The following is a 20,548-nucleotide window of genomic DNA, read 5'->3' as shown; positions in this document are numbered from 1 at the left end:
GCCCCGGGCGCGGTGAGGCTCGTGCCGCGACCCGTGACCGTGGCGGCGCCGTCTCCCCGACCCTGACGCAAGTGTGGTGGTGACCGCCGTTCGTCAGGCTTCCCTTCGGCGGGTCTCCAGCAGGAAGCAGCCGAACTCGACGGCCCGCAGGTGGACCGCTGCGACCTCGGGGTCGGAGTACAGCTCCTCCAGCTCCTTCTCGAGAGCGGTGCGCCCGCCCGCCGACCGGGCCGGGGCGGAGCCATCGGACTCCTTGTAACGCCCGCCCAGAATGCGGCCGTCCGCGGCGTACGCCCGCAGCACGCGGCGGTCACCGCACAGGGCCTGCGGGAAGCCGGCCCCGGCGGGCCCGCCGCAGTCGTCGATGTGGATGAACACCGGACCCGTCTCGTTGTGCGGTCCCGGGTCCGCGCCGGTCTCCGCGGCCCAGCGTCGCAGCGGTGCGTAGGAGACCAGCGCGATCCGCTCGCCGGGCTCGGTCCGCCCGAAGCAGCAGCGGAGTGGGTTACCGCCCTCCGCATTCTCGGTCAGCAGCCGGGGAGGGTTTCCGGAGTCGTCCCGGTCGCGCAACTGCCGCAGCACATCCCGGGGAATCGCCCGGATCTCATAGCTCGTCGTCATGTGCTCATGCTGGCCCGCCGTCCCTGGCGGGCACCGGCGGCAATCGGACAGCGCGTTCGTCCCGGGGAACGGGCAGGGAGCGGCTTCACGGGCCCGGTGCGGGCGCATCGACGAGGTGCGGCTTCCGTCGGGACGGTCCGTCGTCCGTCGTCCGAGGACGTCGTCCGGGGTCCGGTGAGCGGGAGGAGGAGGTGAGGAGTGGCTGCGTCGCTCCGTTGGCCGGACCGCGGTCGGCGCGCCGGTCGCCCTCGGGACAATGGGGGCGTCCGCCGCAGGGTCCACGAGCCGTACCGGAAGCAGCAGACCGGACGTGTCGGGCAAAGGTGAGGGAAAGGTGCGCTCCGGGCGAAGTGGCCCCGCGGGTGCGGCGCGACAGCATCACCCGGAGGGGCGGCGTGCCCGGCGGCCCGTCGGCGGGCCGCCCGGATCCGTCGGGCTATCCCGCGGTTCTGCCCGGGATCCCGTTCCGGCGGCGCAGCTCGCTGAAATCGAGGGCCTCCTCCGTCTCCCGCTTCACCTGCTGCATGGTCTGGCGGGCCTCGGTGAGGACGTCACCGTGTTCCTGGACGAGGCTGTCGTAGATCGGCGCCTGGGGACGATCGTCGGCCGGCATGGGGGAGTGCTCCCTGAGATCGGGTACGTGGGGAAGGCCGTCCGTGGTGTCAGCGGTCGGCCGGAGAAGACCTTACGTGCCCGGAAGGCAACCGTGAGCACCGGACCTCCTCCCCGGAGGAACCGGGGTGCGCAGGACGCGCCGCGGAGCGCCGCCGGTCGCGGGTCTGCGCGCCTCGCGCGCCGCTGACCTGGTGCGATGCGCGAGGCGGGTGGATCGGGCCGCCTGCGCGGAACACCTCCGGCGCGCCGTGACGTTCTGCGTCTTCTGCCGGGTAGCAGGGGTGATGTCGGGTACTCGGAGGCTATGCCTGGATACACCGTTTCTCCGACGAAGAATCCTGTGCACTCCGCCCTGCGCGCGGCTCCGGACGGACCGGGGCGGCATCGCCGCCCGACGCGTCGTGCCGGACGCCGGCGGCGGAGGCTGTTCGCCTACCGCGACGTCGAAATCGTCGCGACCCCGGCCCCCTCTCCCGAGGACGCCCGGTGCCTGCTGCTGGTGCACGGCCGGTGCGTGATCGGCAACCTCACCTACCGGCTCTGTGAGCACTGCTCCACCGGAGTGATCACAGCGGCGGAGTTCTCCGGCGCGCTCCGGGCCGGTGGTCTGGGCACCCGGGCCATGTGCAGCCTGCGGGCACGCCATCCCGGAATCTCCTGGTGCACCGTGCTGCACCGCAGGGCCACGCGCGTTCTCATGCGCCGGCTGCGCATCCCTGAGACGTCGAGCAGCCCCTGCCGCCATCTCGCCGCCCGTTCTCGGTAGGCGCCGCACCTACGCTCTCGTCCGTGTCCGCCACACACCGCGGGTCCCGTCCGCGGTGTGTGGCGGGCCCGTTCGGCGAAGGCCCGCAGAAGGGCCCCCGAGGAAAGCCCTGAACTTGCCCTGAGGCGGGGGAGGAACGTCGGCGTCGGCACGCAAGGCCCTCCGGTCGTCCCGCCTCCGGTGGCGGTGAATCCGGCATGGCCTCTCCCGTGTGGCCTCGGCAGGCAACCTGCGGGCCTTCCCGGCGGTCCTCACCCAGGAGTGGGTGATCGGTCGTCCGCCTCGTGGGCACCGCGCGGTTCCCGCTGCGGTGCCCACCGGTAACCGGCCGGCCGTCGACCGCAACGTGTCGAAGATCACGGCATACCTCGGCGGATCCGCCCTCCCGGCTGGAGGCGCCCCCAACAGTCCTGGTCAGAGGGGTGTTTGCCCCAGGTCGGGGGTTCTCGGGAGGTGCCGGAAAAGGTGTGTCACGTCCCTTCATCAGGCTGCTTGCCATGATCAAGAGGCAATCATTCGGTAAAAACAGTTCAACTTCTTTCATGTGGCGGTCATTCTCTCTTCGTTCTTACTGACTATTCGTCATCCCCCACGAGGAGACCGAGTGATATCTGCCTCCCCGCAGCGCCGTCGCATCACCGCGGCGGCGCTCACGGCCACGGCGGCCATGGTCGCCGCCGGACTTGCCGGATCCGCTTCGGCGCAGCCGCTGTCGGCCGCCGAAGCATCCGCGCAGTCCAGTCGGGACAGCGCCATCACCCACGCCGAGGCGAACGTGGCCCGGAACGCCGCCGCGTTCGGCTTCGGCAAGGGCCAGGAGCTCAAGGTCAAGGACGTCGTCATCGACTCCGACGGCACCCAGCACGTCCGCTTCGACCGCACCTACCGCGGACTGCCGGTCGTCGGCGGTGACTTGGTGGTGCACCAGTCCCGCACCGGCTCCTACCAGGGCAGCACCCGGGCGAGCGAGGGGAAGGTGGCGGTCGAGTCCGTCTCTCCCGCCGTCTCGCCCAAGAACACCGCGTCGAACGCGCTGAAGCGTGCCGACGGTGTCCGCAACGCCACCTCCAAGCCGGTGCTCGTCGTCTGGGCGGCAGCCGAGGGCGCCCCGCGCCTCGCCTGGCAGACCACCGTCAGCGGCTCCGGAGCCCACGGCGAGCCCGCGGGCAAGGTCGTGGTCACCGACGCCGCCACCGGCCGGCAGATCGAGACCTATGACGCCAAGCACCAGGCGAATCGTTCCGGCATCGGCCGCTCGGAGTACACCGGGAAGGTCCGTCTGGACACCACCCGGCAGTCCAACGGCCGCTACGCGCTGAAGGACCCGAAGCGCGGCACCGTGACCAAGGACGCGCGCAACGCCGACGCCGACTCGGTGAACGCCTCCACCGGCAAGCTCTTCACCGACGCCGACAACGACTGGGGCGACGGCAAGAAGTTCTCCACCAACCGCGCCACCGCGGCGGTGGACGCCCACGCCAACACGGCCATGACGTGGGACTACTACAAGAAGAAGTTCAACCGTCGGGGCATCAAGAACGACGGCAAGGGCGCCACCGTCCTGGTCCACGTGGGCAACAAGTGGGACAACGCCGCCTGGGACGACGCGTGCTTCTGCATGATGTCGGGTGACGGCAACGGGTCCAACGACCCCGAGCAGGTCGACCTGGACACCATGGGCCACGAGATGACCCACGGCGTCACCAGCGCCACCGCCAACCTGCGCTACAGCGGTGAGTCCGGCGGCCTCAACGAGGCCACCAGCGACATCCTCGGCACCATGGTGGAGTGGCACGCCAAGAACCGCTACGACAAGCCGGACTACCTCTTCAGCGACCAGTCCACCCCGCCGTGGCTGCGCCGCTTCGACAAGCCGTCCCTCGACGGGGCCTCCAAGAACTACTGGAGCTCCCGGGTCGGCCAGGAGGACGTGCACCACTCCTCCGGCGTGGGCAACCACTGGTTCTACCTGGCCAGTGAGGGCAGCGGCAAGAAGAAGATCAAGGGCATCACCTACAACAGCCCGATCTACCGCGGCTCCTCCAAGGTCACCGGCATCGGCAACGGCAAGGCGTCGAAGATCTGGTACCGGGCGCTGACCCGCTACATGGTCTCCACGACCAACTACCACGGTGCCCGCAAGGCGACGCTGAAGGCCGCCGCCGACTTCTACGGCAAGCGGAGCAAGGAGTACAAGACGGTCGGCAAGGCCTGGGCCGCCGTCAACGTCCGCTGACCCCGGCACCTCCACGGTGCGGCCCCTTCCTCCTGTGAGGGGGCCGCACTTGGGCGTTCGGGTCGCTCCGCGCGACGCAGGGGGCCCGGCAGGCGTCTGCCTGCCGGGCCTTCGCGGTACCCGGTGCGGGCTCGTCGACGTCGGTGCACCGAAAGGAAGGCGGCACCGTTGCCGGAGTTCGCCATCCGGCCCACCGGACGGCCTCCGACCTCCCCACGCCTGTGGCGGCGACGGCCCGCACGGTGGACACCGCTGGAGGCTGTCCCGGATCTCCCTACCTGGAATGCTGGAATGGAACTCCGGGCAGCTTCCGGCATCCTTGGCGCCGAGTGCGCACCCGGCCCCCGGCCCGATCCCGGCCCGATCCCGGCCCGGTGACGGCTGCACGGCCGCACGGCTGAGGGGACACCGGCCGGTGGGCCGACGCCGTGGGGCGTGACGAGACGACAAGAAGGTGACGCATGAGCGAAGGTGGCGCATGACGGGGCGGAGCGAGCTGGAAGCGGTGGCCGCATTGCAGGACTCCTGGGACACGGCCGAAGGCTGGGCGCGGCAGGGCGACGCGGAGCGGGTCGGCGCTCTCGGCCGGGTGCTCGCCGAGCGGTACGAGGCTGCCGCGAAGGCGGTGCGCGGTCTGGACTCGCAGCTGGGGCACCTGATGCGGGTGCTCGCGCTCACGCCCGGCAGGCCCTTCGTGGAGCAGCTGCTCGTGCTGCACCGCGAGAGCCGGGAGCGTCCCGAGGGGATGCGTCCCCGCCTGCTCGCCTCCCTCATCGCGGAGGGGCAGCCCCTCCGGGACGCGGCGTACGTGCTCTCCGACGAGGCGACCAGGTCGGGCGACGAACTCAGGGCCTGTCTGTACCACGAGTTGCTGCTGCGCGGTGAGAACGCCGACGAGCTGCACCGCCTCGCGGGCACCGCGTTCATCGTTCCCGAGTGGCACCGCCTCGCCTGGCTGCCGGACCGGCTGGCCGACATGGAGTACGGCGGGGAGTTCCCCGGCCGCTCCTACCGGGGAGCCGTCGGTGTGGGCTACCCGGACATGGCGTCGCGGCAGTGGGTGGACGCGGCCGCGCGGCGCGCCGCCGCCCGGTACCCGGTGCACGAGTCGACGCCGGCGCATCTCGTCGAGGCCATCGGCGGGCCGCCGTCCGTCGGCGGATGGGGCGGCTACGAGGTCCGGGTCTTCACCTCGCGGGAACGGATCGACCCGGCGGACCTCCCCGGTGTGCTCGCCGGGCTGCCCATGGACTGCGTGGCCGGCCTGGGGGAACTGAGCCGCTTCGAGGCCGGGCCCTGCCCGCTGGACGAGGTGTGGCAGACGCTGTTCGCGACGGCCTCGGCCGGCGGAATGTACGCATCCGGAGTGCACGGTGCCTATGGGCGCCTCAGCGCCTGGCGCTCGATCGCCGGACTCGTCGGCGCGAAGCGGGACGCCGGTGCGGCGGAGGTGGAGCGGCTGGCAGCGGCCTGCACATGGTTGCGCTTCGAGGCCGGCACCGAGTGGTTCCACAACGAGATCAACGACTACGGGATCGCCGCCGTGGCGCCCGGTGGCCGCCGGATCGCCGTGCTGGCGGCCACGGACACGGACTGAGGCCCACCCTCCACGGCTCGTTGCGAGGGGCCTCGGAGCCCGGACTCCCGGGGGACTCCGTGCACCTCTCTCCATCGGATCTCGATCTGACGTATGACGAGTGGGCGACGGAGACGGCCGACCGGACCGTGCATGCCGTGATGCGGCCTGACGGCCGTCGGCGGACCTCAGCGCCGTTCGAGTGCTCCCCGGACGAATGCCGCCTGACCGGCGTGCTGGAGGTCGTCGGCGATGACGCTCACCAGCCGGACCCCGAGGGTCACCGGGGGATTCCACGCCTCGTCCACGACCCGGTCCAGCGTCGAACCGTGGAGCCCCCGCACGAAGCCGACCGTCCGCTCGTGCACGGCGTCGGCATAGCCCAGCAGCAGACCGGCGGAATCGACGCGTACCTGCCCGACCTGGCTGCTGGAGTGGCCGAAGCCGGTGGCATCCACGGGGAACGGCAGCACGAACCGCTCCGCCCACCCCTCGGCGCTCCACACCTGCTCCCGGCCTGCTGCGTCCGCGATGTGATCGTCCTGAATCCGGGTGAGGTGCCATACCAGCCAGGCGATCGAATTCGCTCCCGGATCGAGGCGTGCGTGCAGATCCTCGGCCGAAAGACCCTCGACGGCTCCGTGCACGGACTCCTGAATGCGTTCGAACGCATCGATGAGCAGGCCGGCGGTGTTCATGAGGCGGTCCCCGGTGGTCGTGGCAGGGGTGCGGACCCCTCACTGTGGCGTGCCTCGGTGTGCGGTGCCGTGTGACACGCCCCTCCGGGGCGGCAGCGGGCGGCATTCGCCCCGGAGAGGCCGCGAGCAGGCTCCGATGAGGTGTTCCGCGTGACGTGACCGCGGCCTGCGGGCGGGGCTCCGGTGCCGGGTTCCCGGCCTCCCGCTCACCGGTCTGTCGGGCGGTGTCCCCGGCACCCGTTCGGATGAGCGGGCGTCCCACGTCCGGCTCCATCGCACCCGTCAGGAGTACCGGCCCGCCGGAATCCGCAAGGCAGTCGGTCGTGCGGCACCGCACGGCACACGACGCTCCCCGTGAGCCACCGGGGTGAATTCCCCGAACCCGCTCTGGTTGCGGTGTTCGGACGCGCTGACATATTGGTAACGCTCGCGTCATTCTCCAGCCAGTCGGGAGAAGAACACCGGGCATGTCCCCGAGTAAGGAGTGAGGAATGCGCACCTCCGTCACAGTGTCTCTCCTGGCTGTACTTTCGGCTGCCACTCTTGGCATTGCGGGTTCGGCTGCTTCCGCCGAGGAGCTGCACACCCCCGCGAGCAGCCGGACGCAGGACGATCCCGCGGACAGCCGAATGCAGGATGAATACACGGATGGCCAGATGCAGGAGGAATCCGCGGACAACGGTCAGCGTGACGAGTCCGAGGAGAATGCATCGCGGCAGGACGAATCCGCCGAGAGCCGTGGACAGGAAGAATCCGCGGAGAGCCGCGGGCAGGACGAGCCCGCGGTCGAGAACTGGCAGGAATGGCCCGCGGGCAGCATTGAGTGTGCCAATGGCGAGCAGACCGTTTCCCCGTCCGTCGGCGGAGTCGTCGGCGAGGCGTCCCAGGAGCCGCAGGGGTCGGTCGTGTGCCAGCTCGGTGAGGGCAATTCGGCCGTCACCTACCAGCCGAGCATCTTTTTCGTGAACACCGGCACGATCGCCATTTCCCCGCCGCCGACCCAGGCCGCCTCGGCCCCGGCGCAGGACGCCTCCGCCCCGGCGCAGGCCGCCTCCGCCCCGGCGCAGGACGCCTCCGCGCCGACCCAGGACGCCTCCGCTGCGGCCCAGGCCTCGCCCGCTCCGGCCGCCTGAGCGGATCCCCGCACGCCCGTCCGCAGGCCCTCACCTCTTCCGTGAGGGCCTGCGGCACGTCCCGTGGGGGTCGGTCCACTGGGCAGTGCGGCGGTTCGAGCCCGGGGGCGGGGCCAAGGCCTGCCGCCGTCCCCGGGGGTGACGGGCGAGGGTCAGCGCAAGGTGTTGCGTGCGGCGGAGAGTGACGGCATGGCGCCGGCCGATGCTGCGGACGTGCCGCACAGGGCTTTCGACACCAGCTTCTCGAAGTGCGCGCCCTGCGAGGAGTCCTCGCCGTAGGGGTTGACCGACATCGCCAGCCGGTGACGGCCGTTCTCACTGCCGAGCATGACCGTCGAGTATCCGTCGATGCCGCCGAGGTGACCCCACCGCGGTCCGCAGGAGGTCCGCATGCGGACCACTCCGAGTCCGTAGTCCGCGTCCAACTCGGGCGCCGGAACGGTCCTCTTCATCTCCTTCAGCTGGGCGGCCGGCAGCAGGCGGCCGCCGAAGAGCGCAGCGAAGAAGCGGTTGAGGTCCCGGGTGGAGGAGATGCCGGCGCCGGCCGCGTTCGCGACGCTGGGGTTGAGGCGGCTGATGTCCACCGGCCCCTCGGGCAGCGGCAGATAGCCCTTGGCGTGCGGTCCGGGGATGCGCGTGGAGGTGTTGGGCATGCTGGTGTCCGTCAGCTTCAGCGGGCGGATGATCCGCCGTTCCACCTCGCGCTGCCAGGTCCGTCCCGAGACCTTGTCGATGAGCATCCCGATGAGAAGGTAGTTGGTGTTGGAGTACTTCCAGCCGCGGCCGGGCGGGAAGGAGGGGGCGTGCCGGCTCGCGATGTCGGCCAGCTGCTGCGGGCGGTAGCTCTTCCAGCGGCCCTCGGCCAGGTACCGGCGCAGATCTGCCTCGTTCTCGATGGCGAACTGCGGGTCGTTGGTGTAGTCGAAGAGTCCGCTGGTGTGATTGAGCAGCTGCCGGACGGTGATCTTCCCGGCGTTCGGCACCACGCCGGGCAGGTACCGCCCCACCGGGTCGTCGAGCCGGATCCGCCGCTCTGCCACCAGCTGCAGGGTCACCGTGGAGACGAAGGTCTTGGTGACGCTCCCGATCCGGAACCTGCCGTCGGCCGGGGCCCGTTCCCCGGTGGCGAGATCGGCCTTCCCGGCGGCTCCGCGCCACTCGACCCGTCCGCGGTCACGCAACTCGGCGAGCGCCGCCGTCGCGCCCGCCTTGTCGACCAGGGCCTTGAGTTCCGGCCCCAGATCGGTGGGGCCGCGCCGGCCCTCGGACACCGGTGCCGGTGCGGCCGGGGCGGCCGACGCCACCGGCGCGAACGCCGGCAGACTCGCTCCGGCCAGTACCAGAGCGCACACCCGGAGTCCGATACGCCGTCGCACCGATAACTGCATGTCGGTCATGTGCTTCCCTCCCGGGGCCGGATGGTCGGCCCCCTCACGCCAAGGTTCTCAGCCCGGGCCCACGCGGCGCGTCCTCCCACGGGAGCAGACCGCGCTTCCACCTCAAGGAGGATCCCGGACCGGTCGGGCGGGTCCGGCTGATCGCCGGGACCCGCCCCGCCCGGCCCTCCCGCGATCGGCGGACCGCCGCCCGGAGGGCCGTCGAGCCCGGCGTGTCAACGCGTGGCCGAGCCGAATGCCTTGGCGAAGTCGTTCGCCGACTGGTCGACGCCGCTGCACGTTGCGGCGGCCCGGCCGCCGGAGCCACCGGGGCACGCCTTGTCGCGGCTCGCCGACCACATCGACACCCATGCCATGTCCTTGGACCGGGCGAAGCGGGCGACCTTGGCCGCGTCGGCGACGGTGAAGACCTCTTCCTTCACGTCGTTGACGCCGATCATCGGGGTGACGGCGATGTGCCGCCAGGTCTCCGCGTCGGAGGTGCCGAGGACGCCCTTGAGCGCCTTGTGCGTGTTCTCGACGGCGTCGATGGCGTAGTCCCCCATCCTGCCGTCCGGGTCGGGTGCCGGGGACGCGCCGTAGTTCATCGCCATCACGTTGACCGCGCCGATGTCGACACCGTGCGACTTCGCGTTGCGCAGCAGCGACACGCCGTCCGGGGTGAGGCCGCGGGGCAGCACCGGCAGAGTGAACGACACATCCAGGCCCGGGTGCGACTTCTGCAGCGCCGCGATGGCCCGGTTCCGCCGGTCGTTGCCGGCGTCGTCGGCCAGCGCACCGTTCTCGATGTCGAAATCGACCCTTTTCAGCTTGTAGTGGTCGATCACCTGGGAATAGGCGGAAACCAGCTTCGGGACGGACGGGCACGACCTGGCCAGCTCGTGGCCGCTCTGGCCGCCGAAGGAGACCCGGACATCGCCGTCGGCCGACCGCAGGTCGCCCAGTTTCGCCGCCACCCGGTCCCGGCCGAGCGGGGTGGAGCCGCCCCACGCCGGTGTGCAGCGGCCGCTCGGCCCCACAAAGGCGAGGGTGTAGTCCTTCACGCCGATGGTCCGTGCGGCGCCCGTCACATCGAAGGACGCCGCCAACGAGGTGTCGACGTACGGGGCGAAGGGCACGGACACCGGCTTCGGCTCCCGGGGGGAGGGGGCCGAGGACGGCGGATCGGCGTCGTCACGGCCGGTGGGAGCGGGGTTCGCGGCCGGCGGCCGGTGCGCTGCCGTGTCGCCGTCGCCGCTCAGGGCCCACGCCGCACCGCCGATCACACCCGCGATCACCACGGCGCCGCCCGCCAGCCATGCGCCCCGGGCCAGGCCCCCCGTGGTGGACCGGCGGGATATCGCACCGTCGGTATCGGGCTCGCGGGCCGCCGTTCCGTGGCGTGCCTTGCGCCGTCGTCCGGTGGGGCGTTGGGGCGGGAGGGAGGTCATAAGACCCTTTCGGCAGGGGGTGGTGCAAGATTCACATGGTAGTGCGGCGTCCTGTCGCGTACCCCGGGATCGGCCGGACGCCGCCGGACCAGCGAGGATCACCCGCCGACGGGAATGCGCAGTCGCGTCGCTGGAGCTGCGGAGCCCGCGGGCCGTCCGCGCGGGGAGCCCCGGCCCGCATCCGTACCGCGGTCCGGCGCCGAGCACCGGTTGCCCATCCGGCGGTGGACACCCCGAGGACGGCTTCCCGTCGGAGGACGGGCAGGGATCCCCGGCGCGCGGCGGGCGGAAGCGGTAGAAGGGAGGTCATGACCGAACCCCACAGCACGCACCACATCACCATCACCGGTGATGAGGTCACGAAGGTCTTCACCTCCTGGAGCCGCGGTGAGCCGCTGCGGGAGTGGCGGGGGCTGACCCTGCTGGACACCTACGCTCCGGGGCTCGCCCCGCGGCCGATCGCGGCCCGGCTCGACTCCGAGCCGCCCGCACTGACCATGACCCGGATCGACGGCACCCCGCTGCGCGGAACCACCTGCACACGGCGGTCGATCCGGGCGCTCGCCGATGGCCTGACCGCGCTGCACGACGCCGTGCCCGCCGGTGTGCTCGCCGAGGTCCCCCGGAGTGCGTGGAGCGCGGACCGCGCCGACGCACGCGTCCGCCGCTGGATGGCCGGGCGCCCCGCCGTGCCGCGGTCGCCGGTCGTCGGCAGGGCGCTCGCGGCGGGGGAGACGTGGCTGGCCGTCAACCGGCTGGAGACGGTGTCCGGGGCCGACGCGGTCCGCCCGGTCTTCGGGCACGCCGACGGAAACCTGGCCAACGGTCTCGACGACGGCCGCACGGTCCGACTGATCGACTTCGAGGACTCCGGCCGCAGCGACCGGGCCTTCGAACTCGCGGAGATCGTCGGTCATCCCTCCACCTGGGTCGACACCGCCGGATTCGATGTGCCGTCCTTCCTGGCCCGGTTCGACCTCCCGGCTGCCGAACAGGCGCGCCTCGAGCACATCCGCCGGCTCATCGCCCTGCTCTGGCTGGCAGCTCTTCTCGACGATCCGGGGGCGTGCCGCCGCAACCCTCCGGGAACCGATGAGCGCCAGGCCCGGCGCGTGCTCGCTCTCCTCGAATGAGCTCCGGATGGGGCCGACTCCGGAACGGAGCCGTGGTGCTTTGCCCCTGGTACGGCACATCGGCCGTGATGTCCGCATGCGCCAGTGCCGATCGCCTCATTCCTCGGTGAAAGAGTCCCACCCGATACCAAAGGCCGGGAAACGGGCACGAGGTGCGGGGGTCGATCAAGCCGGACCGGCTGCGCGAATCGGAATTCACGCAGCCGAACCGGCCGGTGATCGCGTACCGCGAGGCCGAAATCCCCATAACAGTGGATTGTCCTCGCGGGCGCCGGATCATTTGGGGTCGTGGTGCCGTTGATGTCGGGAATGGGGAATCCGAAATGATGCCGACTGGTTATCGAATCGCAGGCGCGGGCCTGGTTTTCACGCACTCGGCCCCGGCTATGTGCAGGACATGAGCGATACCCGCGAACCCATGCCCGCAAACAGCCCCTATGGCGCCTATGACCGAAACCACTCCGGTGCCGGTGCACATCGGACGGCCTTGGTCCTGCACACGATCGGTGATGTGGCCGCAGGCTTCCTGGGGCTGTGGATCCTGCTGTACCTGCTCGAAGCCAACCAGGGGAATGTCTTCGTCGATTTCGTGCACGGAGTGGCCGACTTGCTCGCCTGGTGGTCCCAGGACATCTTCACCATGGAGAGCGAAGGCGTCCGTGTTTTCCTCAACTACGGTCTCCCGGCGGCTCTTTATCTGCTGATCGGGCACGGGGTCGCCGCGCGGGTTCGCCGCGTCTGACCCCGGACCACCGCCCCCCTCGGATCCGGCAGAAGGTCCGCGATCGTGTCACGCGGAACGATCGCGGACCTCTGGCCCCCCGCCCCTGGGTGGAACCCACGGCTGCTTCCGGTACCGCCCTGTCCTCCGCGTTCTTTCCCGGTCGACGAACCTGAGCATCCCGGGCCCCGCTCGCGTCCGCCTCGCCGACGAAGAGCCTTCGCCCGAGCGCCGGTCGCCTTCGCCGGACGGCCCCCTCCCGCGCCGGAGCAGCCGCACCGTCCTCACGACCTGCGGAGCCCCGCGAGCGCCGGGCCGCGGACACCTTCTCCTCACCACCCGGACACCGCCCGTTCCGCGGATCCGCGCATCCTCCCGCCGTCGTGCTGCTGTGCCGCACCACGTCGGCGAGAATCCTGGGCCCAACCCAGGTGAACAGCAGTCCCCGTCCGCGTTTTCCCTGCCCAGGTGGGGGATGCGAGCAAGTCCCGCGCGGCGGCTCGACTTGACGCGGGAGTCCCGGAGGATCAATCTCCTGACCAAGAGTTCGAGGGCACCCTCGCAGCTCCGTCGATGCCGGTGGTCCCCACCCGGCCGTCGGCGCCTGTCCGTGCACCGTCTCCCCATGTGAAGGTCCCGCCAGCGACATGCACCGCCCATCGAGCAGCCCGGTGTGTTCACACCCGCTGCGATTAAGGGTGCCGACGTCGCCCCTCACCCCCGCAGGACCTGTACGTGACCCACCCGCACGAGGAGACCCGTGTCCGACCCCCTGGCCGCGCCCGACGACTCACCCCTGTCGCAGGCCTTCCGCGAGCTGTCCGAAACGATGCGGACGGACCTGTCGAACGCCCTTCGCGACCACGCCGACAGCGAGGCGCCGCTGCTGGAACCGGGGACCGACGCCGACTCCCCGCCGGCCCTCGCCCTGGACGGGTTGTACGAGGCCTACCTCCGGGCCTATGCCGCGCGCTCGCGCAGCCGGACGTGCCGGCACCTGACCGCGGTCCTGGGGGACACCGTCCGCAACGGCAACTCCACCCGCTCCCAGGACTTCGACGAGCACGCCGACACCTGTGAGAACTGCGCCCGGGCCCGGACCGACATCGTCGCCATCCGCACCGGGGAGTACGCCTTCCTCTCGGCGGTGCTGTCGGCGGGCACGGCCGACGGGCCGTCGGACCGCCCCGCCGCACGGAAGGCCGCCGCCTCGAAGACCTCGGCCCCGCCGGCGCCCGAGACCAACAGGACCTGGCCGGTGGGGCTGTTCGGAACCTGGGACGGCGGCCGGCGGTTCCTTCCCGCCACCCCGGCGGGTCTCGCCGCGGTCGTGGCCGTCGCGGTGGTGGTCACCACGGTGGCCGCCGTGGGCGTCACCGTCCACATCCTGACGGACGACACCCCCGCGCCCCCTGAGCCCCTGGCCCGGGAAACCTTTCCCGTCCCCGGGACGACGGCAGCCGCGCCGACCGCCACCCGCACCGTCTCGGCGTCCCCGAGCCCCACCCCGAGCCGCACCACGGACAAGCCGCGTGAACGCCGGAGCAGCAAGCCGGCCGCTGAGGCCGTCGCTTCCGCTTCCTCCGCCTCGCCGACCGCTCCGGCGGGGTTCCAACTGGTCAACCGGGCGACGGGCCTGTGCGTGGGGATCGTGGACGCCGCCAAGGACGAGGGCGCCATGCTGCAGCTCCAGACCTGCGACACCTACGACGCGGCGCAGCGCTGGCGCCGTGACGCGGCGAGCCAGGGCAACACCTACGCACTGCGGAACACGGGCAGCGGAAAGTGCCTCGACGGGACGTCCGGTGGGGGAAATGTCGTCCGCGTGGTCCAGCAGAAGTGCGCTCCCGCCGAGAGCCGGCCGTCCCAGCTGTGGACCTTCCAGCCCGAACCGGATTCCTCCGGCTACCGGTTGCTGTTCGTTCCACAGGTCAGCGACACCGACTACGCCTCGCATCTGTTCGGACCCGAGGACTGGCACGAGAGCAAGCCGCCGGGGAAGGGGACGTACCTGGCGCACCAGCCGAATTACTACAACTCCGCGAGCTTCGTGTTCACCATGCGCGACGGGGCGTGACCGGAATTCCGGTCACGGCCAGTGGGTGAGGGGCGAGGCTTCGCGGAACTGGCGGGGCCTCGCTCGCAAGGTGGCCGGTGCTCCGCCCTTCCGGCCGAGGCAGGAGAGAGGGGGGCCGGGAGCGCGGTTGCGGCGGCCCGCGATCGGCGCACACTGGAATAGGACGGCTGCACCGGAAGGATTGACGTCATGGCCACCATTCGCCGGCCCACCGAAATCGAAGCCTCCGCCATCGAGGTCTACCGCATCGAGCTCGACGACGACGAGCAGAAGGAGCTCCTTGCGGACCCGGAGAAATTCATCAGGGGCCTTCTGGAACGGGATGGTTACACGGTCAACCGAGTGCTGATCGATACGCGTATCGGGGACGCGGAGGGGTGTCCCGGAGGCTCCTACGAACTGGTCCACCTCCTCTCGCCTCCCCACCGGCGCTCCGATCACGCCCTGCGCTGCATTCCTCTCAAGTGACGCCCTGCCTCTTCAAGTGACGCCCTGCCTCCCACGTGACACGGAGCCGGGACTCCTTCCTTACCGGGCGGGCCGGGTGACGGTGCCGCACCTCTTCGGGATGCGGCACCGCGGTCTGAGGTGATGGCCGGGAAGCAGTGGTACCGGTCCGGGCCGCCGACGAGGGTGCCCTGTGCGAGACGCCCCGTGCGAGGGAGAGGCCGGACCATCCTCCCGTCGGGCGGAGGGGCTGCCTCCACCGATGCGTACGGTTTCCTCGCCGTGTGGCGGCTCCCCATGGAGTCGTGGTTCCTCGACGTACCCCCATTTCTGAACGGCGCCGGTGCGGAGTGTCGCGCGGCGCCGTCGCTGATCAGCGCCCGTCCCGCATGGGGCGTATGCGGGGGTGTTCCCGGATGCCGCGGCTGCCCGCGCGACGGTTCTCTCCGGGAAGCCGGCGCCCGGGCCGAAACGGAATCCTCCGTTTCTGCCGGCGCCGCCAGGTGGATTCGGCCAGCCTGACTGAAACTGTCTGATTCTCGATGCCCGGTGTTCGAGATTGCGCATGGAAGTGACAGTTTCGTTGTGCTTCTTGGCTGATGCGTGCCAACATGCTCAAGGTTGTTGATCACTGCTCAGGGCTGCGGGTGCAAGGGGGACATGGGCGTGCGCCACTTCAGGATTCTGGTGGCTGCCAACGGAATATCCGCGTACGGCAGTTATCTCAATCTGGTGGCGCTGAATGTATTCGTCTACCACCTCACCGAAAGCGCCTTCCTGGCCGGCCTGTTCATGGCGGTCCGGCTGCTGACGAGTGTGGCGGCCGGTTTCGTCAGCGGAGCGCTCGTGTCCCGGGTGGACCGCAAGCGGCTGATGATCGGCGCCGACCTGTCACAGGCGACGGCTCTCGTCGCCATGCTGCTGGCCCCCGAGAGCGTGGACCTCGCGGCGCTGTTCGGGCTCGCGCTGATCGCGGGTACGTGCTCGACCCTGTCGCAGGTCTCGCTGCGCAGCAGCATCCCCGAAATCGTCGGGGCGGAGCACCGGGCCAAGGCCAACGCCAGCCTGGTGACGGCCCGTTCGCTCGCCATGATCGCCGGATTCGCCTCCTCCGGCGTGGTCGTGTCGGAGTGGGGCTACACGGCGGCCTTCGTGCTGGACGCCGTCACCTTCGCCGTCTCCGCGCTGGTGCTGTCCCTGCTGCCGATCAGGACCCGCGCCGAGGCACCCGCGCCGGAGGAGCCGGAGCCGGCGGAGGGCACCGGAAAGCCGCGGTGGGCCGCCCTGGTCCTGCTGCGCTCGATGCCGCTGGTCGCCCTGATGATCGCCGTCCGCGCCGCCGACGGCCTGGGCTCCTCCTCGCACAACGTCGCGCTGCCGGTCTACTCGGCCGGCCTCGACCCGGCCGATCCGGCCGTCTTCATCAGCCAGTTCTGGGCGACCTGGGCCCTGGGCAACATCGCCGCCCAGGTGGTGCTGGAGCGCTACGTCAAGAAGGCGGGACACACGCCCGGCGAGCGGGTCTTCGCGCTCGGCGCCTGTGTGATGTCGCTGATGTTCATCCTGGTCTTCTCCGGCCTGCCCACCCCCCTGGCCGTCGCCGTGGCACTGCTCGCCGGAATGGCCGACGGGCTGACGGAGATCGCGTACGTCTCCCGGCTGCAGAGCACCCCGGACGAGCAGCGGGGGCGGCTCTTCGGGCTCTCCGCCTCGGCCGAGAACGCCGGCTTCGGCCTCGGCATGCTGGTGAGTGCCGCCCTGCTGGAGCGCTTCACGCCGCTCCAGGTCGTGGCCGCCTTCCACGGTTCGGCCATCCTGCTCTGCGCAGGTCTCCTCGTCCTCCTGGTCCGGCGCGGTGCCGGACAGCGCCGCGCCGCGGCCTCCGGCGTGCCGGAGCCCACGGAGGCGCGCGGTCCGGACGGTCGGTCGCGGACGGCCGAGGCGTCCGGGGCGGCGCCGCCGTCCGACAAGCGCAGACCGGACCGCGCGTCACGGAGCGCCGCGACGACCGGGGCGGTCGCGCCACCGGACGGCCGCGGCCCGGACAGCGAACGCACCTGACCCCTACCCGGAAAGACCCCACGGACATGGCACTCCCTGACGACCGGCGTGTGGCCGTGATCGGCCTCTCCTTCCGCTTCCCGGGCGCGGACACCCCGCACGACCTCTGGCGCCTGGTGCGCGGCGGGGAGAACCACATCCGGCGGTTCACCGCGGCGGAACTCGCCGCCGCCGGCGCGACCGCCGAGGACTGCCGGTCACCGGAGTTCGTCGGAGCCAGCGGCGTCCTGGAGGACGTCGCGTCCTTCGACGCGCCGTTCTTCGGGATGAGCGCCCGGGAGGCCACACTCACCGATCCGCAGCAGCGGATGTTCCTGGAGTGCGCCCACCACGCGCTGGAGAACGCCGGCTACCCCCGGGAACGCGGGGGAGCCCGTACCGGTGTCTTCGCGGCCACCGGCTACCACCTGTACTCCCTGCACACCTACCTGCTCAACAACGTCCTGCCGGGGCAGACCGGTGACGACTGGGTCACCCGGATGCAGACCACCGTCGGCAACTACGCCGACTTCACCGCCACCCGTACCGCCTTCCGGCTCGGTCTCACCGGTCCGGCCGTCAACGTGCAGACGGCGTGCTCCAGTTCGCTCGTCGCCGTGCAGCTCGCCGCGCAGTCGGTGGTCACCGGGGACTGCGACATCGCGCTCGCCGGCGCCGCCGCGGTCCATGTGCCCCAGGCCCTGGGCTACCGCTATGTGAAGGGATCGATCCTCTCCAAGAGCGGCCGGTTACGCCCCTTCGACGCCGGGGCGGACGGCACCGTCGGCGGCATGGGGGTCGCCGCCGTGGTCCTCAAGCGGCTGGACCGCGCCCTGGCCGACGGCGACACCGTCCACGGCGTGATCCGCGGCTGGGGCGTCCGCAACGACGGTGCGGACAAGGCCGGGTTCACCGCCCCCACCGTCTCCGGCCAGCGCGCCACCATCCGCCGGGCACTGGACGTCGCGGGAGTCGGCGCGGAGACGATCGGCTACCTGGAGACCCATGGCACCGGCACGTTCAAGGGCGACCCGATCGAGTTCGAAGGGGCCCTGCTCGCCCACCGGGACGACACCGACCGGACCGGCTACTGTGCGCTGGGCTCCACCAAGGCCAACATCGGCCACCTCGACGTGTGCTCCGGCCTGGCGAGTCTGATCAAGACGCTGCTGGTGCTCCGGCACGGGGAGATCCCGCCGATGGCGGGCTACTCCCGGCCCAACCCGGCGCTGCCGCTGGACGGCAGCCCCTTCTACATCCCCACCGAGGTCCGCCCCTGGCCGGAGCAGGACGGCCCGCGGCGGGCGGGGGTCACCTCGCTCGGCGTCGGCGGCACCAATGTCCACCTCGTGGTGGAGCAGGCCCCGCCGCCCGCGCCGCGGCCCACCGGCACCGCACCGGCCCCCGGCCTGCTCCTCGTCTCCGGACGGAGCAGGGAAGCACTCGTCGCCAACGCGGCAGCCCTCCGCGACCAGGTGCGGGCCCACCCCGGGACGGCCCTGGAGGACGTGGTCACGACCGCATCGGCCGGCCGCTCCCACGGACGCCACCGCCTCACGGTCCGCGGTACGGATCCGGCCGCGTTCGCCGACGCGCTGGACACCTGGCTCGCGGAACCGGACGCGGCGACGGGCCTCGCGGAACCGGACGCGGCGACGGGCACGGAACCGGTACGGTCCGGAAGCGGCACACCGGCAGGGGCCGCGGTGGCCACGGAGGTTCCAGCCGGCCCAGCGGCGGACATCGCCTTCCAGTTCTCCGGTCAGGGCAGCTCGTACCCCGGCATGGCCGCGGACCTGTACGAACGGTTCTCCCCGGCGCGGGACGCCCTCCGCCACTGCGACCGGCTCCACCGGGACCTGTACGGCACGTCGCTGCTCGACCCGCTGCTCGGCACCGTACCTGCGGAACAGCGGCCGCTGCCCGACGGGCCGGACGGGATCCGGGACACCGCGACCGTCCAGCCCGCGCTGTTCGCCCTTCAGTACGCCGTCGTCCGGCTGTGGCACGCCGCCGGAGTGACGCCCGCCCTGGTGGCGGGGCACAGCGTCGGGGAGTACGCGGCCCTGTGCGCGGCGGGCGCCCTGCCGGTCGAGGACGGCCTGCGCCTGGCGGCCGAGCGCGGCCGGCTGATGCAGCGGCTCTGCGCACCGGGCGGGATGGTCGCCGTGCTCGGAGACCGGGAGACGGCGCGGCTGTTCGCCGCCGAGGTACCGGGAATCTCCCTCGCCGTGGTCAACGGGGAGCGCAACCACGTGCTGGCCGGGGACGCCGACGCGGTCGACCGGCTGTGCAAGCTGCTGGCCGACCGGGGGCAGCTCCACGAACGGCTGCCGGTGGACCGGGCCTTCCACACCGCCCTGATGGAGCCCGCTCTCGAGCCGCTCCGGGCCGTCGCCGCGGGCATCACGCTGCGGCCCACCACCGTGCCGTTCCTCAGTGGCGTGGACGGCCGGCTCCACCCGGCAGGCTGGACACCGGACGCGGAGTACATCCTCCGGCAGACCCGGGAGCCGGTGCGCTTCGACACCGTGCTCCGGGAGATCGGACACCACGGACCGGCGGCCGTACTCGAAATCGGCCCGCACACCACCCTGAGCGGGCTGGCCCGCCGCGCCGTCCCCGGCCTCACCGCCGTACCGACGCTGCGCCGCGGGGCGGGAGAGGACCCCCTGTGGAGCGCCGCGGCGGCCCTGCACGGGGCGGGCTGTGACATCGACTGGGAGACATTGCTGGAGGGCTGCGGGGGCCGGCGGATTCCGCTGCCCGGCTACCGGTTCCAGCACAGGACGTACTGGACGGGTCCGGAACCGGTACTCGACCGGGCCGGGGCAAGTGCAAGGGCAAGCGAGGGGAACGCAGTGGTACAGGACAAGGCATCCGTCGAGCGGGTGCTGCGGCACGTGATCGAACTGAGCGCACAGCATCTCGGGTACGAGCAGGACGCCATCTCGGCGACGACCTCCTTCTTCGATCTGGGTGCCGACTCGCTCCAGATGATCCAGGTGCTGCGCGAGCTGGAGGAGACCCACCGGGTCAAGGTCTCGATGCGCGAGCTGTTCGAGGAGGCGAGCACACCCGGCCTTCTCGCGGAGCTGATCGCCGACCGCACCGGGGACGGCGCCGCCCCGGCCGGGGCCGGGCACGCGACCGCCCGGCCGTCCGCGGAGGCCGACGCGCTCTCCGCAGCCCCGCCGGCCTCGCCGGTGGCACCGCTGAACGGGGCGAGCACGGTGGTTCCGGCCCCTGCTCCGGAGCCCGTTGCTCCTGCCGTGCCGGCGTTCCCCGCCTCCGGAGCGTCCGCCGAACCGGCTGCTCCCGCGGCGTCCGCCGAACCGGCCGTTCCCGCGGCGTCCGCCGAACCGGCCGTTCCCGCGGCGTCCGCCGAGCGCATCGTGCCCGCCGCCCCCGCCGCATACGCCGAACCGGCGGCCGGTCCCGACGGGTCCGCCGCACCGGTGACCCGGGCCGAGCTGGAGAATCTCGCGCGCCAGCTCCAGCAGCTCACCGGCATCCAGCGCACCATGCTGGTGCAGATCTCCCAGCTGACCCAGCTCATCGCCGAGCGGCAGCCCGCCGTACAGCCGGCCGGGGAGCTCACCGACGGCCAGGTGCAGCGGTGACCGGGCTCGGACGGATCTCCGCGGCCATCGAGGAC

General features: G+C 71.7%; 15 protein-coding genes. 10 read left to right on the top strand and 5 right to left on the bottom strand.

Annotated features, from left to right (window positions below):
- Positions 1-93: 93 nt before the first annotated feature.
- Positions 94-621, bottom strand: a complete 528-nt coding sequence (locus tag ABT112_RS04090) for a DUF1203 domain-containing protein (RefSeq protein ID WP_351505294.1) — start codon at positions 619-621, stop codon at positions 94-96.
- 436 nt (positions 622-1,057) lie between these two features.
- The gene (locus ABT112_RS04085) at positions 1,058-1,234 is read right to left on the bottom strand and encodes a hypothetical protein (protein WP_351505292.1); all 177 of its coding nucleotides are present in this window, start codon (positions 1,232-1,234) and stop codon (positions 1,058-1,060) included.
- A gap of 342 nt (positions 1,235-1,576) precedes the next feature.
- Between ABT112_RS04085 and ABT112_RS04080 the strand changes: the two genes are divergently transcribed.
- From ABT112_RS04080 to ABT112_RS04070, 3 genes are all read left to right on the top strand, one after another.
- The gene (locus ABT112_RS04080; protein ID WP_351505290.1) at positions 1,577-2,002 is read left to right on the top strand and encodes a hypothetical protein; all 426 of its coding nucleotides are present in this window, start codon (positions 1,577-1,579) and stop codon (positions 2,000-2,002) included.
- Between the two features lie 604 nt (positions 2,003-2,606).
- Positions 2,607-4,238 carry a M4 family metallopeptidase gene (locus tag ABT112_RS04075; protein WP_351505288.1) on the top strand — a complete coding sequence of 544 codons (1,632 nt, stop codon included), beginning with the start codon at positions 2,607-2,609 and terminating at the stop codon, positions 4,236-4,238.
- Between the two features lie 478 nt (positions 4,239-4,716).
- The gene (locus tag ABT112_RS04070; RefSeq protein ID WP_351505286.1) at positions 4,717-5,835 is read left to right on the top strand and encodes a DUF6183 family protein; all 1,119 of its coding nucleotides are present in this window, start codon (positions 4,717-4,719) and stop codon (positions 5,833-5,835) included.
- A 167-nt stretch (positions 5,836-6,002) separates the two neighbouring features.
- Here ABT112_RS04070 and ABT112_RS04065 read toward each other — a convergent pair whose 3' ends face one another.
- Positions 6,003-6,512, bottom strand: a complete 510-nt coding sequence (locus ABT112_RS04065; RefSeq protein ID WP_351505284.1) for a mycothiol transferase — start codon at positions 6,510-6,512, stop codon at positions 6,003-6,005.
- A gap of 491 nt (positions 6,513-7,003) precedes the next feature.
- On the opposite strand from ABT112_RS04065, the gene ABT112_RS04060 reads away from it, so the two are divergent.
- Positions 7,004-7,645, top strand: a complete 642-nt coding sequence (locus tag ABT112_RS04060; RefSeq protein ID WP_351505282.1) for a hypothetical protein — start codon at positions 7,004-7,006, stop codon at positions 7,643-7,645.
- A 152-nt stretch (positions 7,646-7,797) separates the two neighbouring features.
- Here the strand turns inward: ABT112_RS04060 and ABT112_RS04055 are convergent, their stop codons facing one another.
- Together ABT112_RS04055 and ABT112_RS04050 are read right to left on the bottom strand one after the other, a co-directional pair.
- The gene (locus tag ABT112_RS04055; protein ID WP_351505280.1) at positions 7,798-9,042 is read right to left on the bottom strand and encodes a serine hydrolase domain-containing protein; all 1,245 of its coding nucleotides are present in this window, start codon (positions 9,040-9,042) and stop codon (positions 7,798-7,800) included.
- 215 nt (positions 9,043-9,257) lie between these two features.
- Positions 9,258-10,472 (bottom strand): chitinase, encoded by a 1,215-nt coding sequence (locus ABT112_RS04050; RefSeq protein WP_351505278.1) that lies wholly within the window; start codon positions 10,470-10,472, stop codon positions 9,258-9,260.
- Positions 10,473-10,780: 308 nt separating this feature from the next.
- Here ABT112_RS04050 and ABT112_RS04045 point away from each other — a divergent pair, with 308 nt between their 5' ends.
- The 6 genes from ABT112_RS04045 to ABT112_RS04020 all read left to right on the top strand — a co-directional run bounded on the left by ABT112_RS04045 (position 10,781) and on the right by ABT112_RS04020 (position 20,513).
- On the top strand, positions 10,781-11,605 hold the full coding sequence (locus ABT112_RS04045; protein ID WP_351505276.1) for a phosphotransferase family protein: 825 nt from the start codon (positions 10,781-10,783) through the stop codon (positions 11,603-11,605).
- A 418-nt stretch (positions 11,606-12,023) separates the two neighbouring features.
- Positions 12,024-12,347, top strand: a complete 324-nt coding sequence (locus ABT112_RS04040) for a hypothetical protein (RefSeq protein WP_351505492.1) — start codon at positions 12,024-12,026, stop codon at positions 12,345-12,347.
- A 739-nt stretch (positions 12,348-13,086) separates the two neighbouring features.
- A complete protein-coding gene (locus ABT112_RS04035; RefSeq protein WP_351505274.1) occupies positions 13,087-14,403 on the top strand; it encodes an RICIN domain-containing protein in 1,317 nt (438 codons plus the stop codon).
- A gap of 189 nt (positions 14,404-14,592) precedes the next feature.
- Positions 14,593-14,871, top strand: a complete 279-nt coding sequence (locus tag ABT112_RS04030; RefSeq protein WP_351505272.1) for a hypothetical protein — start codon at positions 14,593-14,595, stop codon at positions 14,869-14,871.
- Positions 14,872-15,516: 645 nt separating this feature from the next.
- Positions 15,517-16,911 carry an MFS transporter gene (locus ABT112_RS04025; RefSeq protein ID WP_351505270.1) on the top strand — a complete coding sequence of 465 codons (1,395 nt, stop codon included), beginning with the start codon at positions 15,517-15,519 and terminating at the stop codon, positions 16,909-16,911.
- Positions 16,912-16,937: 26 nt separating this feature from the next.
- Positions 16,938-20,513, top strand: a complete 3,576-nt coding sequence (locus tag ABT112_RS04020; RefSeq protein WP_351505269.1) for a type I polyketide synthase — start codon at positions 16,938-16,940, stop codon at positions 20,511-20,513.
- The last annotated feature ends 35 nt before the right edge of the window (positions 20,514-20,548 follow it).

Source organism: Streptomyces sp. NPDC002055, from assembly GCF_040296705.1.
In the GTDB taxonomy this organism is placed as follows: Bacteria; Actinomycetota; Actinomycetes; order Streptomycetales; family Streptomycetaceae; genus Streptomyces.
The sequence above is the reverse complement of the archived record's forward strand: the minus strand, read 5'-3'. Positions and strand labels throughout refer to the sequence as shown.

Excerpts from the sequence above, each read along its gene's own strand:
- ABT112_RS04090 (WP_351505294.1), bottom strand. The coding sequence starts at position 621 with ATGACGACGAGCTATGAGATCCGGGCGATTCCCCGGGATGTGCTGCGG.
- ABT112_RS04085 (WP_351505292.1), bottom strand. The coding sequence starts at position 1,234 with ATGCCGGCCGACGATCGTCCCCAGGCGCCGATCTACGACAGCCTCGTC.
- ABT112_RS04070 (WP_351505286.1), top strand. The coding sequence starts at position 4,717 with ATGACGGGGCGGAGCGAGCTGGAAGCGGTGGCCGCATTGCAGGACTCC.
- ABT112_RS04065 (WP_351505284.1), bottom strand. The coding sequence starts at position 6,512 with ATGAACACCGCCGGCCTGCTCATCGATGCGTTCGAACGCATTCAGGAG.
- ABT112_RS04060 (WP_351505282.1), top strand. The coding sequence starts at position 7,004 with ATGCGCACCTCCGTCACAGTGTCTCTCCTGGCTGTACTTTCGGCTGCC.
- ABT112_RS04055 (WP_351505280.1), bottom strand. The coding sequence starts at position 9,042 with ATGACCGACATGCAGTTATCGGTGCGACGGCGTATCGGACTCCGGGTG.
- ABT112_RS04050 (WP_351505278.1), bottom strand. The coding sequence starts at position 10,472 with ATGACCTCCCTCCCGCCCCAACGCCCCACCGGACGACGGCGCAAGGCA.
- ABT112_RS04045 (WP_351505276.1), top strand. The coding sequence starts at position 10,781 with ATGACCGAACCCCACAGCACGCACCACATCACCATCACCGGTGATGAG.
- ABT112_RS04040 (WP_351505492.1), top strand. The coding sequence starts at position 12,024 with ATGCCCGCAAACAGCCCCTATGGCGCCTATGACCGAAACCACTCCGGT.
- ABT112_RS04030 (WP_351505272.1), top strand. The coding sequence starts at position 14,593 with ATGGCCACCATTCGCCGGCCCACCGAAATCGAAGCCTCCGCCATCGAG.
- ABT112_RS04020 (WP_351505269.1), top strand. The coding sequence starts at position 16,938 with ATGGCACTCCCTGACGACCGGCGTGTGGCCGTGATCGGCCTCTCCTTC.